The following is a 21200-nucleotide window of genomic DNA, read 5'->3' on the forward strand; positions in this document are numbered from 1 at the left end:
ATGAAAACCCCTCCTATCAATACCCTTTTTCTATTTATTATATCATCCCTTATCATCAGCTGTAATGGTCCCGAAGTGGCCCATGAAACAGAGACGGATCCCTGGGATGAGGTGGAAGATATCCTCTCCCGAATACAGTCGCCGGAGTTTCCGGACAATGACTTCAGTATCTTAGATTATGGCGCCATAGCTGACGGAAGGACAGATGCCAGTGTTGCTATCAAAGCTGCCATTGATGCATGCGCTGAAGCAGGCGGCGGCAGGGTAGTGGTACCTGAAGGATATTATGCCACAGGTCCCGTTTATATCAGAAGCAATGTAAATCTCCACCTGGAAAAAGGGTCTACGTTACTGTTCTCAACAGACCCTAAAGATTATCTGCCCAATGTGTTCACCCGATGGGAAGGAGTGGAGCTGATGAACTATTCACCTTTGGTCTATGCATTTGAAGAAGAGAATATCGCCGTCACCGGTGAAGGCACATTGGATGGACAGGCCAATGAAACCAATTGGTGGCCTTGGAAGGGCAAAGAACAGTACGGATGGATACCCGGCGAACCTCATCAAGAGGATAGGGATAAGAGGCATGCCCTTTTTCAGATGGCAGAAGATGGTTTACCGGTAGAAGAAAGGATTTTTGGCGAAGGTTTTTATCTGCGTCCCCAGTTCGTTCAGCCTTATAGATGTAAGAATGTATTGATCCAGGGTGTTAGCATCATAAACTCACCTATGTGGATCTTGAACCCTGTGTTATGTGAGAATGTGACCATAGAAGGAGTAAGGATAGTCAGTCACGGTCCCAATTCAGATGGCTGCGATCCTGAATCTTCTAAAAACGTTCTGATTAAAAACACCTTCTTTGACACAGGAGATGACTGTATTGCTATAAAATCTGGCAGAAATGCCGATGGAAGGAGGATTAATGTACCAAGTGAAAACATCATCATCCAAAACTGTCAGATGGCAGATGGACATGGAGGTGTGGTCATCGGAAGTGAGATATCTGGAGGTGTGAGAAATGTCTTTGCCGAAAACTGTGAGATGAACAGTCCTAATCTGGACAGGGTCTTGAGGATCAAAACCAGCTCAATGAGGGGCGGTGTTATCGAAAATATATATATGAGGAATATAGAAGTAGGAGAAGTAGCAGAGCAGGTGTTCCGAGTGAATATGTTCTATGAAGACTCCGGCGCCTATGTGCCCACTGTCAGAAATGTCAAAGTAGAAAATCTCAATGTAGAAAAGGGAGGTAAAGTAGGTGTGCTATTGGAAGGATATGAGAATTCCCCGGTAGAGAACATTCAACTCAAAAATGTAAACATCAAATCAGTGGACCGAAATTTTAAATTCTCAAATGTAAAGAACATTATTTTTGAAAATGTGACCATCAACGGGGAGGAAATAATACTTCAAAACGACTAATTCATGATAAAAAGCATCATATACCTATCGCTGTTAGGTTTGCTGTCATTGGGATGTCAGGCACAGAGCCTACTCCCACAAGGCAGTGAATCAATAGGTGAGACAGAGAAAAACCTGGCTTTTCCGGGAGCAGATGGTTTTGGAAAGTTTACCACTGGTGGAAGGGGTGGTAAAGTGTATGTGGTCACCACACTAGCTGATAGTGGCCCGGGCAGCTTGCGGGAGGCTGTTCAGAAAAAAGAACCCCGGATCATTGTCTTTGCCGTAGCGGGCAATATAGAGCTGGAATCAAATCTGGACATCAACCATGGTGACCTTACCATAGCAGGACAGAGTGCCCCCGGTGAAGGCATCACTGTCCAAAACTATCCCATCAAAATCAAGGGGGACAATATTATCATCCGCTACATCAGGAGCAGACTGGGAGACCTGTATGATGTGCAGGATGATGCCATGAGCGGATTGAGGAACAAAGATCTGATCATTGATCATTGTTCACTTAGTTGGGCCACAGATGAGTGTGCTTCTTTTTATGACAATGAGAATTTTACCCTACAGTGGTGCATCGTCTCAGAAAGTCTGAATGAATCCGTTCATGCCAAAGGTGACCATGGATACGGTGGGATCTGGGGAGGTAAGAATGCTTCCTTTCACCACAATCTGATCGCCAGCCACAACAGCCGTCTGCCCCGCTTTAACGGATCCAGATACCATAAGCAACCCCAAAAAGAACTAGTGGACTTTAGAAACAATGTACTATATAACTGGAAGAGCAACAGTTCATATGCAGGAGAGCAGGGTATGCATAATATAATTAATAATTACTACAAACCAGGCCCGGCCACCAGATCCAACCGGAGCAGGCTGATCGAGCCATATAAGCCCTATGGTACCTTTTTTCTTTCAGGAAATGTAGTAGAAGGATATGAAAATGTCACCCGGGATAATGCTAAAGGAGTGGACGGTGTATCTGCTGATCTAGTTTTGGTGGCTACACCCTATGCGTATATGATGAGCAATACCGAAACTGCTGAGGAAGCTTTCCGGTCAGTGTTGGCATATGCCGGGGCTAGTTATAAAAGAGATGAAGTGGATATAAGGCTGATCACTGAAGTCCGCTCTGGAAATAGTGTCCATGGAAAAAACCGTGATGGGATTATTGACAGCCAGCAAGATGTAGGCGGATGGCCGGTTTTGAAACAGGGGGAGGCACCCCTGGATAGTGACATGGATGGTATGCCGGATGTATGGGAGCAGGCCAATGGCCTTGATCCACATGACGCCAATGATGCAGCTGGTCTGGACCTCCATGCTTATTATACCAATGTTGAAGTTTACCTCAACAGCTTGGTAGTGGCAGAAGTATTATAGCGTTTGTCAGTCTTTACCTATTACGCTGGCACTTTTTGTCCTCTCAGCATGACTTAGGTATTCGGTTTTCTTTTTCTATTTGATGATCTCCCCACTGTCTCAAATGGTCAATAAATGGGATAAGTTCTGCTCCTGTCTCGGTGAGGGTATATTCCACTTTTGGAGGGACTTCGTGATAAACTTTCCGATGTACCAATTGATCATCTTCCAGTTCACGTAAGGTTTGGGTAAGCATCTTTGGAGTAATGTCGGTCAATTTTCTTCGTAGCTCTCCATAGCGCATGATCTGTTTGCTATAAAGATACCAGATGATCCTACCTTTATACTTTCCGCCGATGCGTCTGAATGCGTAATCCACCGCACAAATGGGTTCTTGAATATCTTTTTTTTTCATTTTTAAATTTTTTTTTAGCCTGATAATCAATTATAGTATCATTTTGGTAATTAGGTTACTAATTTGTGCATACTTGATTTAAAGATACCCTAAAAATAACTTTGCTTCATAATCTTAAAGGTGTTTTTATGAAATCAATAATTTTACAAAGTGGGTATGGATTGGATAAAGTAATCTTAAAAGAGCAAGCGATGCCCGATGTACGGGAGGATGAAGTTTTGATAAGAGTACAATGTATTTCATTAAACCAGTTGGACTTGATGATAGTAAGAGGTGCATTCGGTACTGATCTTCCGCATGTTTTAGGTTCCGATGCGGTGGGGATAGTGGAAAGAACAGGACGGGAAGTCACTACCCTGAAGGTCGGTGATGTGGTGACCACACATTTTATTCAGAATTGGGAAGCCGGTAGTTTGGAGGCAGGTTATTTAAAAAAGCGTTTGGGTACTACAGTCTCCGGAGTGTTTTCAGAATATGTGGCTTTGCCTATGGGTTCAGTGGTTAAAATCCCCCAAAACTTAAATATGGAAGAGGCTTCCACGTTACCAATGGCCGGCCTTACTGCCTGGGAGGCGATTGTGAATGCAGGGCAATTAAAATCTGGGCAAACAGTTTTATTACAGGGCACCGGGGGTGTTTCTATCTTTGCTTTACAATTTGCGAAGGCATTAGGGGCCAGGGTAATTTTGACATCTAGTGATGACGAAAAACTGGGCAAGGCAAAAATGTTAGGGGCAGATGAAATCATTAATTATTCCAAAACACCCGATTGGCAAAATAAGGTCCTGGAAATCACAGAGGGAAACGGTGTTGATCTGGCTTTGGAAATGTCCTGGAAAGATGTAGGCAAAACCATGGAAGGAATGAAACTGGGAGGTAAAATTGTGGTGGTAGGACTGATGGGAGGGGCCAATACGGACTTATCGGTGTTTGGTATCATGCAAAAAAGTCTATCCGTTTTAGGTATTCAGGTTGGTTCCAAATCCTCATTTGAAGCGATGAACAAAGCCATTGAGCATTTTGATATCAGGCCTATAATAGATAGATCATTTAACATAAACCAATTTTTAGACGCATTTAACTATTTTGATAGAGGGAAGCATTTTGGTAAAGTAGTTATAACCTTTTAAACTTTTTACCAAGGGGCCTAACAATAGGGGGGAGCCCCTATTGTTAGGCTGTAATATAAATTTAAAGTTTGATTACCTACAGGTTTCATTGGCTTGTGCTGTATGCTAGTGGAGACTGAACACTTGACAGTGATATAGAACCCTTGGATCTATGAAGATTCTTTAGATCTTTTCTATCCATATTTTGTAATGCTCTCATCCAGGTATAAAAGCAGTGCCTTCTATTTCAACCGGGAAATCAGGATGTGCCAAGCCCGAAACTAAAAGAACGGAGACAACGGGGGGGCTGGTCATATGGCCGAAAAATTCCTGAGAAATCTTAATACTCCTTTTTATATACTGATCCTCAACCATGTAGAAGGTAAGCTCTAACAGATTATCAAATGTAGCCCCACACGCAGAAAGTGCTGTCTTTATGTTTATAATAACTTTTTCTGTCTGTTTGGCCAGCTCACCTTTACCCACTATTTCTCCCATTTCATTTACAGCATCCTGGCCACCAATATAGATAGTCGTACCTTTACCTTCAGTCGTCACAGCTTGCCTAAATGCCGAATTACTGGGAAGTCCCTCAGGGTTGATGTATTCAATTTTAGTATTCTTATTTTTTTCTTAGTAAGGTTCATTCGTGCATTGTTTTTTTAAAATTTCACTACCAGTTTTCCTACGGATTTGCCACTTTCTAATAATCGGTGTGCAGCTTTCATATTTTCTGCCGTAAAACCATCTAATGTAGTATTCATAGTGGGCTGTAATATACCCTCATCTAGCAGCTGAGAAATTTGGTTCAAAATGTGATGCTGAGCGATCATATCTTCCGTTTGAAACATAGCACGTGTAAACATTAATTCCCAATAAAAAGCGGCACTTTTCTTTTTTAACTGATTCAATGGTACCGGGCCGGTGGGATCGCTGATAGAACCGATTTTACCCTGGGGTTTGATGAGTTCTACTATGGCATCCCAATATTCATTCAGGTTTACAAAGTCTACTATAAAGTCTACTTGTTCGAAGCCGATTTTTTTTACCTCACTGACGAGGTCCTGGTGGTTGACTAAATGGTCTGCACCCATTTTTAGGCACCACTCAGCAGTTACCTCTCTGGAAGCTGTGGCGATCACGGATAAGCCTAGGACCTTTTTAGCCAGTTGTATCCCCACCGAACCAACACCTCCTGCACCTCCGATGATAAGGATGGTTTTATCTTTATCTTTCTCCTTATTTAATTGTAAACGGTCAAATAAAATTTCATATGCTGTAAGTGATGTAAGTGGCATGGCAGCCGCCTGTTCGATGCTGATATTTTTAGGTGCCATTCCTACAATGCGTTCATCGACTATTTGAAATTCTTGGTTAGAACCATCCCTGGTTAGATCACCTGCATAATATACCCGATCCCCTTTTTTAAATAGTGTAACTTCATCCCCCGTAGCTTCTACTGTGCCTATGGCATCCCAACCAATTACTTTAGGTATGTCCTGCTGGGTGTCTTTGAGGCTGTTTTTTCTTATTTTATAATCTACAGGGTTGACCGATATGGCTTCGATTTTTACTAGTATGTCTCTGCCTTCAGCAGTTGGTATTTCTTTTTCAAATTCAATAAAGCTATCTGCTTCATCAATGTGTAATGATTTTTTAAATCCAATGGCTTTCATAATATCTGGCTTTGTATATTCCATAATTTTAACTGGTAGTCCAAAAAACTGTTTAGGATCCGGTAATAAATTTTGATCAGCTAACTTATGTGGAGCATAGCTGAAGTGGCAAGGTAAATTTGATAGCACTCAAGTAGGCCGTTCTTGATCGGAGGGTGGGCCATTTATCCTGTGATATATATTCAGAATATATGAAATAAATGAGTCACTGGCTTTATATGCTAAAGTTGGGGATTTTGATAATTGATCCTTACATGTTAAAGTGGGGGGCAGGCAATAGTGGATTTTTAGCATAGGGATGGAGGGCAGGGGCTAATTCTGAAATAGTATACCGAATATTAGAAGTCATCTCCCTTTTTTAACTATTCAAAGATTTGTAGCTTTATCTTTACCCTGATACTATACCTTACCCTAAAGTGGATGGTTTAGAAATTACCTAATGATCTGACTGAAAATAAGATAAAATGGGAGTGTGACCTTTAAAATTAGTCTGGAAAATAGGATAGGTTTTTAATAGACAGAATTAACCGGGTCATTCGCAGGCTGTCCTATTGTATTGTATGATCCTATTAAAATTGATGGCATAAAGTTATTATCATTAATAAAAAAAATCAGAATAATATGTCCTATTGTAACGCTATAGAAACTATGCAAGATGAAGTAAGACAGGCATTGCATAGAAATTATCACGACAATCATTATGGTTTTCCCATACATGATGACAATGAACTGTTTGGTAGATTGATTCTAGAAATTAACCAGGCAGGTTTGAGTTGGGAGATTATATTAAAAAAAGAAGCATCTTTTCGTCAAGCGTACAGTAATTTCGACATCAAAAAAGTAGCTGCCTATACCGAAGCCGACCGGGAAAGGTTATTGGGAAATGCAGGAATAATCCGTAATAGACTAAAAGTAAATGCAGCAATAGAAAACGCTAAAACTATCCTTAAACTGCAAAATGAGTTCGGCTCATTTGAAAAATGGCTGGAGCACCAGCACCCGAAATCAAAGGATCAATGGACCAAATTGTTTAAAAAAACATTCCGTTTTACTGGTGGTGAAATCGTAAACGAATTTTTGATGAGCATAGGTTATTTGCCTGGAGCCCATTCTGAAAATTGTCCTATATACAAACAAATCTTATTGGATAAGCCAATGTGGATCATGTCCAACCAACTTAAATGTAATAAATAACTGGCTTATTAAGTCTAAACTTATGCCACCGCTACCTAGTAGAGGGATCTGTTTGTAGTCAAACCTTTTCCCCTCGGAGCACCTTGGACCTAAAACCACATATAAAGTCTGGAGTTTTTTTTAATTCCAGATACCGTTACTTTCAGTCAAAATCACCGGTTTTTGGTCTGTTATCAAAATAGTATGTTCGTGTTGGGCCATAAATCCACCTTTATTGCCGATTAAAGTCCATCCGTCATTAATCCCCACCGCATAATTGGATGAAGTTGAAATGAAAGTTTCGATGGCTACAACAGCATTTTTTTTGAAACGTCTATGGTCCAATCGGTTTTTATAGTTAAGAAGTTCGTCTGGTTGTTCATGCAGACTTCTACCGATGCCATGCCCACCTAAATTCTTGATTACTTTATAACCGGACCTTTTTGCTTCTGTTTCCATGAGATGGCCTATTTCAGCTATTTTCACTCCACCTTTGATATTGTCTAAGGTTTTTTTTAAAATTGCTCTTGAAGCATCTACGAGTTTTTGGTGTCCATAAATATCCTCACCCATAACGAATGATGCACCATTGTCCGACCAAAAACCGTTCAGTTCAGCTGACACGTCAATATTGATAAGGTCTCCCTCTTTTAATATGCATTTTGGGGAAGGTATACCGTGACAAAATTCATGGTTCACACTTATACAGGTCCAACCCGGGAATTTGTAAGTTTTATAAGGAGCGGAATGGGCACCAAAATCGTTTAATATTTCAGCACCATAGTCATCAAGCTGTTTTGTGGATATACCAGGCCGTGCAAAGTTTTTCATAGCCTTTAAAGTATAAGCAACTACTTCACTTATTTTTTTCATTCCGATGAGCTCAGATTCCTTAGATATTGACATGGAGATTAATTTTAGCTTTTACTATTTTGCGTGGTCACTTACATAATGCATTCAAGTGGCAATTTAATCAAAATCCCTGGTTTTGACTTAAAATAAAATTCTAAAGGTGGTGTAAACCTGTCGCCAAATGGTAAAATGACTATTTTATTTTTTATTGGGAAGGATAGAGTTAGTTAGTATTTCAAGAAGAATATATAGGTCCAGGTGATATAGAGCAGTTGTAAAGGAATCCTAAACCATAAGTATGATAATCCCTTTCCATAGTATGTGGCTTTTTGATAATCCACTTGTTTAATGGAGGCATATATGTTGACAGGGAGGACCATTATTAGGAATATGATGACCCCCCAGGCCGATGTAATGCTGTAATCTGATATTAATAGCCCTATTGCAAATGCAATTTCTAGTATTCCTGTCCAATAAACGATTTTAATCTTAAATGGAACAAAGGGTGGAATCATCAATGACATCCCTTTGGTAAATAGGAAATGGCCCATAGCCGAAAATAAAAACATGGCTGATAATGCCATTCTACCTGAAAAGGGCACATCATATTGTCCAAATCCTATTTTTGTAGTCAACATGGAGAAAGCAAATACACCGATCAAAACTATAAAGGGTTTCATATTTTTTTTCTACAAAGGTCATTTGTTCTGCTATGTAAATCAATGAACCTGGGTTAAGAAATCCTTCTTCGTATCCTACTCAAAGCCTGTGGTGTAATCCCTATATACGAGGCTATGTATTTCAGTGGAATATGGCTTATTAGATGGGGTTGCTCAGTTAATAAATTCAGATACCGTTGTTGGGCCGTTTCATTGAGCAAGGAAAGTTCTCTTTTGGATTTTTTCAGAAACAAATCTTCACTTGCATGTCTGCCTATAGAATTACCTATTTCGGTTTCTTTATATATTATTTGCAGGTCATTGTAGGTGAGTTGCCAAAGAGTAGTATCTGTTAAAGTTTCAATATGGTAAATAGATGGTGTTTGTGTTAGGAAGGAATCATAGCCACTGATAAAACAGTTGTCGAAAGTAAAAGCAAAGGTGAGATCATTTTCTTCTTTGGAGATATAGAAACGTATAATACCGGCTTCTATAAATGAAAGGTGATTTTCAATTTGTCCTGCTTTTAAGAGCACATGTTTTTTTGCAAATTCTTTTTTTTTAAGTTTAGAAGAGAAAATCTGCCAATCTTTATCACTTAGCTCAAAGGTTCTTTCAAAATGTTTTCTGATTTGATCCATGGTAAATGTAGTACGGTTTTAACTTTGCCTTGATGCCTTTTGTAGCTCGTGGTTTTATTTCCTAATTCGATTATCGGGCCGTTGAAATAATTGTTTTATATTCAGATTTTGTCAGACCGTATAGGAAAAGGGTATGAAATAATCCGTTTTTATGAATGTGTTCTTTCAATTCACCTTCTTTAGTCATTTTACATTTAACCATTACCCTACCTGAAGCAGGGTTTTTTTCAAAATGGGAAGATGTTATTTTGTTTAATGATAACTTGTCAAATCCAAATTGAATAATGGATTTGGCAGCTTCTGTAGTGTATCCATTATTCCAAAAAGATTGCGCAATCCAGTACCCAACCTCCGCTCGCGAAAATTTTTGATCTACTGTCAGACCAATTCCTCCAATAAACTCACCTGAAGTTTTTAACCGTATAGCAAAAATAAAATTTGTCTTATTTTTCAGTCCTTGAATGGATAGATTAATCCAATAAATAGCATCCTTTTCGGCATAAGGATGGGGGATATTGAGTGTATGTGCTGATATACTTATGTTAGATGCATATGATACAATGTAGGGGATATCTGCTGCAGTTAATTCATCCAAAATAAGTCTTTCCGTCTCAATCTTAGGTAAACATTCCATATGTATTGATTTTTTACTCCCCGGTAAGTTTTTTTATTAAAATAGGTTCAAAAAAGACCGAAGTTAAGATAATCTTTTTATCTATAGCTTTTCAAGTATTTAATCAGAATAATCAGAAGAAAGCCGCTACACCTTCATCAAACGTATGATAGCTTAAGATAAATTCCTTTAGCTTTTTATAAATCTCGTTTTATACATACATCTGAAAGCACCAGCATGAGGGCATATGCAAAGAGCGGGACCATGATTCCGGTATGGTCTTCAGTGGAAAACTCCAACTCGATCTGCATATTTGATACATTTCCCTGAGGTAAGGTTGCTCCTCCCGTTTCATGATCTGCAGTAATAAGAACTAGGGTCCCCGGATGATTATCTGCAAATGCCAAGGCCCCAGCCAAAGCTTGATCAAAATCTATCACCTCTTCTACTACTTTTTCAGCATCATTTTGATGTCTTCCTGTATCTATCTTTGCTACTTCTATCATAATGAAAAACGGCTTCCCTTTTTTGGTTAGATAGGATAGGGCCCGATCGGTAGCTTCGAAAAGATAGCCCCCTTTACCTTTCACCACGGAAGGTATTTCCTGGCTGGAAGCAAAATAACCGATTTTTCCATCTTATTAATTTGATCAACGGTAATTTGAAGCGGGTTAGGGAGGTTTTCTCTTTTGCCCCCCTGATTTGATATGTTTATATGTTAATGATCCCTGTTTTGTTTTCTTCAATCTGTTCAATAAAATCGATTAAATTATTTTTCAATTGTTCGGGATGGGAAAGTCCGCTAAAGTGGCCGCCGTCCTTAAACTCCGTGTATGATACAATATTGGCATAAAAACGTTCAGCAAATGCTTTAGGCACAAATCCTGAAATATCAAATCTATGTAAGTTAAAAGCGACTGGGACGGTGACTTTTTCAACAGGTTTACCATCATAACCACTCAAGTCTTCTGAGTATAGCCGGATAGATGGATAAATAGACTCCGTAAACCAATACAAAGAAATGTTTACTAGCAAATCGTCTTTTGAAAACCTTTCAAAAATGGATAGTTCCTTATCTCCTAAGTCAAAATATAACTGCAAAATCCAGGCTGCAAGTGCCACGGGCGAATCATTAAGTCCAATGGATAAAGTTTGGGGCTTGGTACCTTGTATCATGCCATAGGTCCCATCTCGCATGGACCAGTCGTTTATCTTTTCTATGTAATCTTTTTCTGATTGAGAGAGGTTTTCACCGGGAGAGTACAAATGGTAAAATGGTATATCAGATAAATGTAATCCCTTTACTGATTCCGGATATTTTAATGCCAGTTTTTCTCCGACAAAAGCTCCATAGTCACTACCGTGGACATAATAATCTTCGTACCCCAGTATTCCCGTCATTAAATGGTGTATGTACTCTGCGGCAGTGGCTGAGTCCATGCTCTCTGGTACATCTGAAAAAGCAAACCCGGGAAGGGACGGAATGATGACATCAAACCCTGGATTTTCTTTTCCTATCAGTTCGGCGGTTTTTAAAAACTCATTAAAGTTGCTCGCCCATCCATGCAAAAATAGGATAGGTATATGACCGCTTCCATTTCCTTTTTGATATACAAAATGTATGTTGATATCCTTTACAAAAGCTCTGAATTGAGGGAAATTATTGATATGCGCTTCATGCTTTTTCCATTCGAAGTCCGCCCCCCAATAATCAGTTAGTGCCTTGATAGTGGAATAGTCCAATATTGGATCTCCCCAGACAGGTGCAGCAGTTTCACTAATCCAGCGCGTTTTGCTGATGCGTGAGTTAAGTTCGTTTATTTTCTCTTGGGAAATGTTGATTTGAAATGCTTCCATTTGATGATGATGCTTTGGGTTTGACAAATAGTTTTGCGCTTTAACCGGGCTAATCCCGAGTAGTACAGCTATAAAAGCGGTGGTAACGTTGGTTTTCATTTTATTTTATTGTTTACCACAAAGAAAAGGTAGGTTGGTGACAGCACTATGTCAAGGGTATGGTATCAGTTCAAAAAATTTTCTTTTATGTAATGGTTAAACAGTCTTTTATTTGGTGTAAAAGTTTTGTCAAGAATAGCATACTTTATGATCCTGTCCAGTCTAAATGAACGAAAATCATTGCGCAGGGTACACCAGGCACAGATCACCCAGTTATCATGATTACTATAATAAAGTAGGTATGGCTCCAGTAGGCGAGCTGAGATAGACTGACTTTCATTTTTATATTCAATGCCTATTACCTTATTGGTTGCTATAGCCATTTGGATATCCATGAGTGAATGGCTATTTGTTTCTTCTTCCGGGTTTTTGCCAACATAAAGGTTGGTTTCAAGGATTTCAGTTTTTACCTTATCATAATTCTTTAAAACCGATTTTATTTTGCCTATAGCATTGCCAAACTCCTTTCTAAATGAACTGTCCTTTTGTGTAGCGATTATCTGGTTAGCGGTTACAAGGGCGAGCGCTTCCCTTTCTGTAAACATAACAGGAGGGATACGATATCCATCCAAGATAGCATAGCCTTTACCCTCTTCTGTAATTATAGGAATACCGGATGCTTCTAAAACCTTAATATCTCTGTATATGGTCCTTACATTTACTTCATACATTTCTGCCAAAGATGTTGCTGTGACTATTCTTTTTGATTGTAACTGTGTGAGAATGGCTGTCAGTCTTGAAATCCGCTTAATGTTTTTATCTTGCATTGTTTAAGAATATAATTATTAGCTTAAAGTTGGGATATGGCTACTTCACTATAGGCAATTTATTTATACATGCGAACGTCGGAAAAATTTTATTGTTTCTGGACAAAATCGGTAACTTTACCTTTAAAGCACTCTTGGATAGATCTGCGGTTTTTGCAAAAATTATATGCCCGTCACAAAAGTAGAGAAAACCCCTGTTTGGAATCACTTTATATTACTATTTAATAATGAAGAAAAAGGTTGAATAAATAACTTTTAAAAGATAATGCCCCGATTATATTGATATTATAAATGATAGAATGGAGGCCAGCATTAAACATTTCTATAATTGATTTTTTTTGGACCCCTTCTAGGTATTCGCTTTTGTAAGCCCATTCTGTTAGGAACATGAGTACGTTAAATGAGGGATTACCTCAATTTATTTTCACCATTTCCAAATGTATTAAACACAACCCCATTTTCTTTAAAATTATCATCTTTTACCCGACAGATTTATCTATATGCTACATCCTCTTATGTTGATAATTAAAAGAATTTATTTGCTGCTATCCATACCGATGGTAATTATTGTTCACCTTGGCAAAAATAAGTAGGGAGGTACAGTAATCCTAACCGGAATGATCACTGAGCTTTAAGATGTAACCCACGCCTACTGTTTAATGTACCATTACGGCTGTGAATAGCTTACAGTTGACCAGGTGCAAACTTTCACAGCAGCACTAGAATATAAGTTAAGAAAGGAATGATATTATTATTTCATTGTTGGTAGGAGGAGGTGTGGAAAGCATGAATGTGGTAGGATTACTTTTTATCGAAAGGGAATATGTTTCTGGTTACCCCATAGGAAGGAGAAGTCATTTTTTAACCTAGGCCATAACAAACGATCCAATTGATATACTCATCTATTTTAAAATTAAATGTATAAATACCGTTATCCCTTTATGTAAAAGAGAAATAAAAATAGGACTGGAATAAACCAGTCCCTTAAGTTAGTGGAGATGTAATAAACATCGGTATGATATATTAACTAATCAATAGTAGTTAATGGAGGTTTATTGTTTTGATATCCCGCATATCCTTGGTTCTGATTTATTTGCCCCCTCGTATTGGTATTGATGGCATTGGCAGGTACTGGCCATAGCACATGGTATGGGCTCATAGTAAATAAGTTGCCATGCCTGGTTGTGACTCCCTTATTGTAGAAATCGGATTTTTCCATCACCCTGTCGTAAAAATAATTATCTGTCGAAAAATTCTGTATGGTATATGATTTCCCTGATGCAGCGGCCTTTCCTGTTTTGGCATAGAGATAAGCTACACGGGTAAGTTCGGTTTTTCTGGGTTCTTCATAGAATAATTCTCTAGTTCTTTCATCCAAAATAGTCTCCATGTTCAATTGGGATGCGTTATAAGGTGCGCAACCAGCCCTGGTCCTGACTTGGTTAAGGTCATCGACAGCACCGGATAAATTATCCAGCCAATAATATGCCTCTGCTCTTAAAAGGTAGGATTCTGCCAGCCGGAAAATATACCAATCAGAATGCCCTCCCTGTGGCTGTACCCTCTGTGGATCTGGAATAAAAACTTTATAATGGGGCCATGAAAACCAGCTTCTGATGGAATCAGAAGTCAATAGTTGCCCATTGTCATTTCTCATCCTCAGGTTTTTGCCATAGTCTGGGTCACTGTTTTGGATATTCGGGTTGTTATAGACCAAATCTTCCATGTTCATCCAGTTACCTGGAGCATGTCTTAGATCATTTTCATCATCCCATACAGTATTCATGGAGTACCAGTTGCCTCTGGTTCTACCGATACCTCTACCTACATGTAAGACTTGAGGTATCGGAGCAGTCGCTAGATCCAGAGTGCCTTTGTTACCTGACGGTGTATTGATATTTACACTCCAAAATGGTACAGCTTGTCGCATGGATGTTGTTCCACCTGAATTTCCTTCGGTGTCTATTCTGTCCATTACCAGGAGTATGGTTTCTGTGTTGATATTGCTAGCTTTATTATCAGGCCTATGCAAGTCCCATATAACGTTTCTGCTGGCATCTGATGCATTGATCCCAAATCGGTCTCTCATCAAACTATACTGTCCCTCATCAATGAGCCTGGATGCTGATGCCACAGCATCTTGGAATTCTCCAAGGGCTAAATTTACCTTAGTTAATAAATGCTGTACCGCTCCTTTTGGGACCCTTCCCCGATCCATTATTTCTGGAACCCAAATTTCGGCAAACTCTAGGTCTTCCTTCATTTTCCTGAGTATTACGTTTCTATCTGTGGAATAAAAGTCAAGTTTTGGTTCCCGAATTTCATCCAGGATCAGTGGTACATCACCAAACTGATGAGTAAGTTTATAATAGCGAAGTGCTCTATGGAAATAAGCGGTCCCTAATATATGGTTTCTTTCTGCCTCTGATTGGTAATCTTCTGGCTCATCGATTCTTGAAATGACAACATTTGCATATTTGATTCCCTTAAAGCCTTCAAACCAATACCAGCCAATCCTATTATAATCCAAACCGTTAAGATTTGCATCAGGAGTTAGGATTAGATTAAGATCTTGTGGAGGGCTCGATTTATCTGTAGTACCATCCACAGCAATGTCTGTCAGTACCATTTCAGTATGGATAGGTGGGTTATCACCAGTCCATTCATGCCTCATATTACGCTCACAGGCCACCAATGCTCCCCAAAGCCCACTTGCCACGTTATATGTATTTTCGGGGGCATAGAATGACAATGGTCTTGGTTCCAGCCAGTCCTCATTACAACTGGACGTCCCAATAATCAATAGACTTGGAAATAATAGTATATATGGCAATATTTTTCTTTTACGTTTCATGTCTTAGTCTTTTAAATATTGAAAATCAAAGCGTCAAATCTATTCCTAAAGTAAAAATGGTAGGCACAGGTCCAGAATTTTCTGGATCCCAAAATCCCCAATTAGGAGCATAATAGCCCACATTCCTTATATTACCATATACTCTAAAATTCTCAATTTTCAATTTTTCTAGTTTTGATTTTGGCACAGAATAAGATGCAGAAATGTTTTCCAGTCGGATAAATGATCTGTCTCTATAGACATTGAAACCACTAGCACCACCTTCACTTGAATTTAGTCTAGCCCATTCATTGTTGGGATTTTCTTCCGTCCAATATGGCGTGACATATGAATTTGTCCTGTCTAGGAAACCATCCCTATTTTTCATTTGATTGAAGGAGCCCATATGTCCCCAGTAGGAATACATCATAAAGGAAAGCTCAAAATTCTTAAATAACTTAAAATCATTCCTTAAACTCCACCTGAATCGAGGCTGGGTATAACCCTGAAACTGTCGATCAGCATTAGTGAACTGACCATCTCCATTGACATCTATAACTTTATAATCTCCAGGTCTAACTCCATATTCAGCCGCTGCATCCGCTTCATGTGATTGCCATATCCCATCCGTTTTATAATGCCAAATTCTATCTATTGCCTGACCAATAAACCATTGATTTTCAAGATCATCAAGCTCCTTTCCATTTTCATCTAGATCGCCGTATAGGCTTTTGATAACATTTCTGTTCAATTGAAAATTGCCTGTAGAAATCCATGAAAAATTATTTCTTGTGATGTTTCTGGATGTTAGCGAAAATTCAATCCCTCTATTTTGCACCTCTCCGAGGTTATCGTAAACCCAGTTGAAGCCTAAGATGTCGGGCAGGTTTCTTTGTACCAAAAGGTCAGTGGTTGACATGTTATATACTTCTATGCTACCATCGATTTTTGTTTTTAATATAGAAAAATCCAAACCTAAATTAAATGCAGCCGTTCTTTCCCATCGCAGTCTGGAATTTTCCATCCTGTTTACGTAGAGCTGATTGACCAAATACAGTTCTCCATTAGGCCTTTGATAGAAATATTTTCCTGTAGCCAAATCTGACAAGGCATCATACATGCCTATATCTCTATTTCCATTACTTCCCCATGATAAGCGCAGCTTGCCATAATCTAACCAATTGATATTCATAAAATTTTCATCTGAAAATATCCAACCTACTGCCGCAGAATAAAAGGTAGCTCGTGGGTTGAGTTGGCCAAAGGCAGAGTATCCATCTCTTCGCACTGAGACTGTAGTGGAATATTTGCCATCATAGCTATAAATCATCCTTCCCATCAATGCATCCCCGGTACTGTACTGATCATGGCTAGAAATTAATGGATTGATGCCGGCATCGATTTTAGAAAATCCCAGCCGGTCATGCGGTTGAAACCCATTGTTTGACATAGTATTGTCCCAACTTTGAAACTGTTCTGCATTGGCAAGTAAGGTGACGTTAAAATCATGCTTTTCTGCGAATTGTTTTTGCCATGTCAAAATGTTGTCTATTTGCCATGTATAAACTTTCCGTTGCTGTCTTGAGGCATTCCCTCCCCTTTCTGCCCATTCTACATGTGCTGCAGACTCGTGGTTATACCTTTCATAAAATTCAAACCTAGGAGTAAAGTTGGTCCTGAACGAAAATCCCAATGGAAGATCAATAACTGCATACAAGGTGGAATTGATGGTAAATTCACGTTGTACCCTATCTATGAAAGCCCTATCATATGAAGGATGCTTTCCGCCACTGGCTTCATCATTAGGTCTCCATTTTAATGATCCATCATCATTATATTCAGTACCCCATGGTGAAAGTACTCTTATATTCCCCCAGCTAACAGGTACCTGACTTTCGTCTCTGTTGGCAAACTGTGAATTCATTCCTACTGTAAGAAATTTATTGACTTTACCCTCAAGATTTATCCTGCTTCTGAACGTTTTAAATTCATCTCCAATGACTATTCCCTGATTGTTGAGGTAACCTAGAGACCAATAATATTTAAAATCGTCTTTACTTCCTGATAAGCTGACAGTATGGTCTTGGCGAAGTCCCACCTGAAATATCCTGTCGTACCAGTCTACAGATCTTTCATTTAGGTAATTTTCTATCTCTGCTGGCTGTAAGTTTAAGCGTTGCAACCATACCGTTATAGGATCCCCTGCAGACCCATCATATGCTAGCCATTGATCCATTGATACATTGCTTGGTAAATTTCTTGGATCTGAAAATTGATGTTCTCCAAACCCACCTCCTGCAAAAGTGCTTTTCTGCACGTCTTCTCTCCAAGCTATAAATCCTTCAGGCCCATATACTGAAGGGAATCTGGAATTGGTAGCCAATCCAACATTAGAGTTTATATTAATCATGGATCTACCTTCTCTACCTCTTCTGGTATTTATCAAAATTACCCCACTTGCGGCCTTAGCTCCGAATACTGCAGCTGCACTGGCATCTTTTAATACTTCTATCGTTTCAATGTCATTGGGATTGATATCTGCTAACTGGCCGTAATAAATCGCTCCATCCACTACCAATAGTGGACTGTTTCCCGCATTTAGAGATGTTCTTCCCCTTACCTCCAATGATCCACCTCCTTTGGCATCCGTATTTAAGCCTACATTTAAACCTGCTGCATTACCCCTCAAGATATCCTGGACAGAATTGGGATTTTCGTTTTTTAATAAGTCATTTTTTATAGTCGAAACAGCTCCAGTTATATCTCTTTTTTTAGCTGTTCCATAACCTATTACTACTACTTCCTCCAAATCGGATGTATTGGGAATCATTTTTAAATTGATCACTGATTGATTATTAACAGAGATTTCTTTAGTGTCATATCCAATAAACGAATATATTAAAAGCCCATTATTGGGGACATTTATTCCATAATGCCCCTCTATATCAGTTATGGTTACTACATCGGTTCCTTTTATTCTAACTGTGACTCCGGGCATTGGTAGGTCTGTTTCGTCTAAAACTGTTCCTGTAATTTGCAAATTTTGGCCATTTGAACTAAAGGAAATAAATAGAGCAATAAATAATGGTCCCCATTTTAAATAGTAAATTATACATTTCATAAGTATTGGGTTTAAGTTATTATATAGAAATTGAATCAATTATTTATAGAATTTATTTCAATATTTAATATTATATAAATTCTGACTTTTATAATTTAATATCATGATAATAATCTACGCAATCGATTTCGGAAATTTATGATTTTACAAACGCTATTATAAAATGGTGTTCTTTCAAATATGATTGAAATACAAGATTTTTATACCTGCATTACAGTATAAGTTCAGCCACATAGGGTCAAGGTAAAGTCCTATACAGATTATTGACATCTATATGGATATACAGGTATAATCACCGCCAAACCAAATTTTAAATGTGGATATAGAAAATTATCCTGGTATGTTTGAACTGCAGAATGTGTTCGGCACTTACGAACAGGGGGCGGCACACCATCCCACGATATCAAGACAGAATGGGAACCGGTTAATAAAAAATAGTTGGTTTAATGGGTGCTGAAATTGTAAAGGATCTTTTGGTAGGCCATGGTTTACTACTAAAAGGACTATGACTTTTCCGGATCGGATCCGATTTTTTTATCACGTATCAAATTTTTAGCAGTTTTTGGGGAGCCTCTCTCATGAATATGGCCACCATTGTTATAAAAAAGTTCATCAGGGGGTGAATACTATTTGAGCATTTTTAATTAACGCTGCACCATCATGATTTTAATTTTATTATTTAATAAATGTTGTAATATAGTAATGGGGAACGTCCTTATTATTAATATTTTTTTCTCCATCTGTCTGCAACATCGTCATGAAAAAGGGTAGGCATAGAGAAAAAAAGAATTGTTTTCTTGCTTAAGTTTTAGAAGTGAATGAACCTTGAACAAAGTACAAAATCAATACTTTTTATCAACTGTAATTCATAAAAGAGAATATTCTTAAAAAGAACTATAAAAAATAAGGATATCTTTATTTAAAAATTATGTCAATATCAACTAATTTTTTTTGCAAAATCCAAAGGAAACACTTGCTATACAGAAGCTAAATGTATGCACGTTTGGATATTATATTTTATGCTCTAGAGATAATTTGCCTAAGTAATAACGAGTGAAATAATAAAATTTAGCAATAATTGCCTCTTGGCTGAAATTGTCTATTGGTAATTGAGACTCTATCTCTATTTGTTCATTGTAGTTTTTATATATTGTGGTTCATCAACTGATATGATCAGTCCATTATTGATAATACAATCGAAAAGCCACAATGGTGGTTTGGCAGCCAAAGGTTATGAACTTGATTTAAACAATTTATTTGACCCTGCTTTCTATTATCTTACTGTATCTAGCTGTTCTAAGATTTCCTGGTAATCGTTTCTGGTATCCACCCGCTCCATCTGGACCAAAACGTCATTTTCAAATATAAACGCTGTCGTAACCAGAAAATTTCTAATTTTCTCCGTATAGTATAATTTTTCTATTACTTTATCCTCAGATACTGTGTACATGCCCTTATTTGTAGGGTTTCCATATTGTTGAATAAAAGCATTTTTGTCAATGCCCAATTCACTGAATGTTGCAAATTTACTGACTCTCCGCGCATCAATCCCATACCGGACAGGAACACAAGCGTGCATACCTATAAATAATATTACCAAGAGTGTTACAGTAAAAAGGGAGCTTAAATCATATATGCGTAGGTGCATTGATTTATTATTTTTTCTAGACATATTATAATATTTTTTAGAAATAGATAATATTAATATATACGAATCTTTTATTCTAGTCCTGTGCTTTTAGGTCCAGATAACAAGGTATTTATAAATTCATTATGATGCTATTCATAAGTTAAATGTTATACCGGAAAGTCAATAAAAATGATTTCGTTATGTCTTTGCTTAAATACAAACGGTATGAAATATTGTATAGGGTGTAGGTGTATAGTGAATCATTAAAGAATGAATTCTGATAGGTTTATGCTTTGATCTATAGCAATTTGCATTATCCATTGAAGCGTACTTTTCGCAAACTGATCTTTTTTCTACTCCCGTTAATTACAGCATTCCACAATCTGATGCTCGAAGTGTAATGTAGGAGGAATATCCGTAGATCAAAATGTTCTATTTCAATCAAAAATTATCTTCAATTTTAATTTATTTCCATATTAAGATACGCAATTTATCTTGTATAAAATGCCACGGATAAATCTGTTGTCGTGATCAGCAGCTATATTCTTAATACCATGAATAAGGTGAACTATATGATTTTAAGGGTACCGGGGAGTTCTGTTTTGTCTCTACTATGAGGTATGTCGTGGATCAAAAAGTTCATTTGTCAGTTACGGTAATAGACGAAAAAGGACACCCGATGCCATCCGCCACTATAATGAAGTAGATATCAGCGGTGATCACCTGACCATAACCAAGCTGAAAGAATCAATTAATATTGAATTGGAGGACCATCATTTTTTACAAAGAACCTGGTTGGAAGCCTTATGCTGACTTTGGAAAGATTCCCAGAAATCAGCAAAATAGGAATCGGTTCCCGCAAATCGAAACCACTGAAAAGAGGGCTTGGATTCTACAGGGTAGTGATGCTGGACAAAAGGGTGAAACATGAGGGGAAGCAGTGGGGCGAGAGGCCTTTCCGATACAGTGTAGTTCCCTAAGAT

Annotated in this window: 18 protein-coding genes; 5 read left to right on the forward strand and 13 right to left on the reverse strand. The window is 38.2% G+C overall.

Features of this window, described 5'->3' with window-relative positions; all coding sequences use genetic code 11:
• Together EL17_RS18455 and EL17_RS18460 are read left to right on the forward strand one after the other, a co-directional pair.
• Positions 1-1422 (forward strand): glycoside hydrolase family 28 protein, encoded by a 1422-nt coding sequence (locus EL17_RS18455; protein WP_035077345.1) that lies wholly within the window; start codon positions 1-3, stop codon positions 1420-1422.
• Between the two features lie 3 nt (positions 1423-1425).
• Positions 1426-2793: a pectate lyase family protein gene (locus EL17_RS18460; RefSeq protein WP_035077347.1), complete on the forward strand. Its 1368-nt coding sequence runs from the start codon at positions 1426-1428 to the stop codon at positions 2791-2793.
• A gap of 43 nt (positions 2794-2836) precedes the next feature.
• Here the strand turns inward: EL17_RS18460 and EL17_RS18465 are convergent, their stop codons facing one another.
• The gene (locus tag EL17_RS18465) at positions 2837-3187 is read right to left on the reverse strand and encodes a winged helix-turn-helix transcriptional regulator (RefSeq protein ID WP_035077349.1); all 351 of its coding nucleotides are present in this window, start codon (positions 3185-3187) and stop codon (positions 2837-2839) included.
• 128 nt (positions 3188-3315) lie between these two features.
• Between EL17_RS18465 and EL17_RS18470 the strand changes: the two genes are divergently transcribed.
• A complete protein-coding gene (locus EL17_RS18470) occupies positions 3316-4317 on the forward strand; it encodes a zinc-dependent alcohol dehydrogenase family protein (RefSeq protein WP_035077351.1) in 1002 nt (333 codons plus the stop codon).
• 195 nt (positions 4318-4512) lie between these two features.
• On the opposite strand, the gene EL17_RS18475 is transcribed toward EL17_RS18470, so the two are convergent.
• Positions 4513-4908: a RidA family protein gene (locus EL17_RS18475; RefSeq protein WP_035077353.1), complete on the reverse strand. Its 396-nt coding sequence runs from the start codon at positions 4906-4908 to the stop codon at positions 4513-4515.
• Between the two features lie 50 nt (positions 4909-4958).
• Positions 4959-5996, reverse strand: a complete 1038-nt coding sequence (locus EL17_RS18480; RefSeq protein WP_316932676.1) for a zinc-binding alcohol dehydrogenase family protein — start codon at positions 5994-5996, stop codon at positions 4959-4961.
• Positions 5997-6593: 597 nt separating this feature from the next.
• On the opposite strand from EL17_RS18480, the gene EL17_RS18485 reads away from it, so the two are divergent.
• A complete protein-coding gene (locus tag EL17_RS18485) occupies positions 6594-7166 on the forward strand; it encodes a DNA-3-methyladenine glycosylase I (protein WP_035077355.1) in 573 nt (190 codons plus the stop codon).
• A 120-nt stretch (positions 7167-7286) separates the two neighbouring features.
• Here the strand turns inward: EL17_RS18485 and map are convergent, their stop codons facing one another.
• The 10 genes from map to EL17_RS18535 all read right to left on the reverse strand — a co-directional run bounded on the left by map (position 7287) and on the right by EL17_RS18535 (position 20259).
• On the reverse strand, positions 7287-8051 hold the full coding sequence (gene map, locus EL17_RS18490; protein ID WP_035077357.1) for a type I methionyl aminopeptidase: 765 nt from the start codon (positions 8049-8051) through the stop codon (positions 7287-7289).
• Positions 8052-8224: 173 nt separating this feature from the next.
• On the reverse strand, positions 8225-8677 hold the full coding sequence (locus EL17_RS18495) for a DoxX family protein (protein ID WP_035077360.1): 453 nt from the start codon (positions 8675-8677) through the stop codon (positions 8225-8227).
• 53 nt (positions 8678-8730) lie between these two features.
• Positions 8731-9297, reverse strand: a complete 567-nt coding sequence (locus EL17_RS18500) for a Crp/Fnr family transcriptional regulator (protein ID WP_035077362.1) — start codon at positions 9295-9297, stop codon at positions 8731-8733.
• A 70-nt stretch (positions 9298-9367) separates the two neighbouring features.
• The gene (locus tag EL17_RS18505; RefSeq protein WP_035077363.1) at positions 9368-9931 is read right to left on the reverse strand and encodes a GNAT family N-acetyltransferase; all 564 of its coding nucleotides are present in this window, start codon (positions 9929-9931) and stop codon (positions 9368-9370) included.
• A gap of 176 nt (positions 9932-10107) precedes the next feature.
• Entirely contained in the window at positions 10108-10500 is a 393-nt protein-coding gene (locus EL17_RS18510; RefSeq protein ID WP_240486020.1) for an alkaline phosphatase, read from the reverse strand.
• A 121-nt stretch (positions 10501-10621) separates the two neighbouring features.
• Positions 10622-11866: an epoxide hydrolase family protein gene (locus EL17_RS18515; RefSeq protein WP_035077367.1), complete on the reverse strand. Its 1245-nt coding sequence runs from the start codon at positions 11864-11866 to the stop codon at positions 10622-10624.
• A gap of 65 nt (positions 11867-11931) precedes the next feature.
• Positions 11932-12633 (reverse strand): helix-turn-helix transcriptional regulator, encoded by a 702-nt coding sequence (locus EL17_RS18520; protein ID WP_051720134.1) that lies wholly within the window; start codon positions 12631-12633, stop codon positions 11932-11934.
• Positions 12634-13660: 1027 nt separating this feature from the next.
• A complete protein-coding gene (locus tag EL17_RS18525; RefSeq protein WP_051720136.1) occupies positions 13661-15487 on the reverse strand; it encodes a RagB/SusD family nutrient uptake outer membrane protein in 1827 nt (608 codons plus the stop codon).
• A gap of 25 nt (positions 15488-15512) precedes the next feature.
• Positions 15513-18506, reverse strand: a complete 2994-nt coding sequence (locus EL17_RS18530; RefSeq protein WP_240486021.1) for a SusC/RagA family TonB-linked outer membrane protein — start codon at positions 18504-18506, stop codon at positions 15513-15515.
• A 1354-nt stretch (positions 18507-19860) separates the two neighbouring features.
• On the reverse strand, positions 19861-20259 hold the full coding sequence (locus EL17_RS18535; RefSeq protein ID WP_164675148.1) for a hypothetical protein: 399 nt from the start codon (positions 20257-20259) through the stop codon (positions 19861-19863).
• 764 nt (positions 20260-21023) lie between these two features.
• Between EL17_RS18535 and EL17_RS23910 the strand changes: the two genes are divergently transcribed.
• Complete coding sequence (locus EL17_RS23910) at positions 21024-21197, forward strand: hypothetical protein (protein WP_205623582.1); 174 nt, start codon at positions 21024-21026, stop codon at positions 21195-21197.
• The last annotated feature ends 3 nt before the right edge of the window (positions 21198-21200 follow it).

The organism is Anditalea andensis (assembly GCF_000714815.1).
GTDB lineage: Bacteria > Bacteroidota > Bacteroidia > Cytophagales > Cyclobacteriaceae > Anditalea > Anditalea andensis.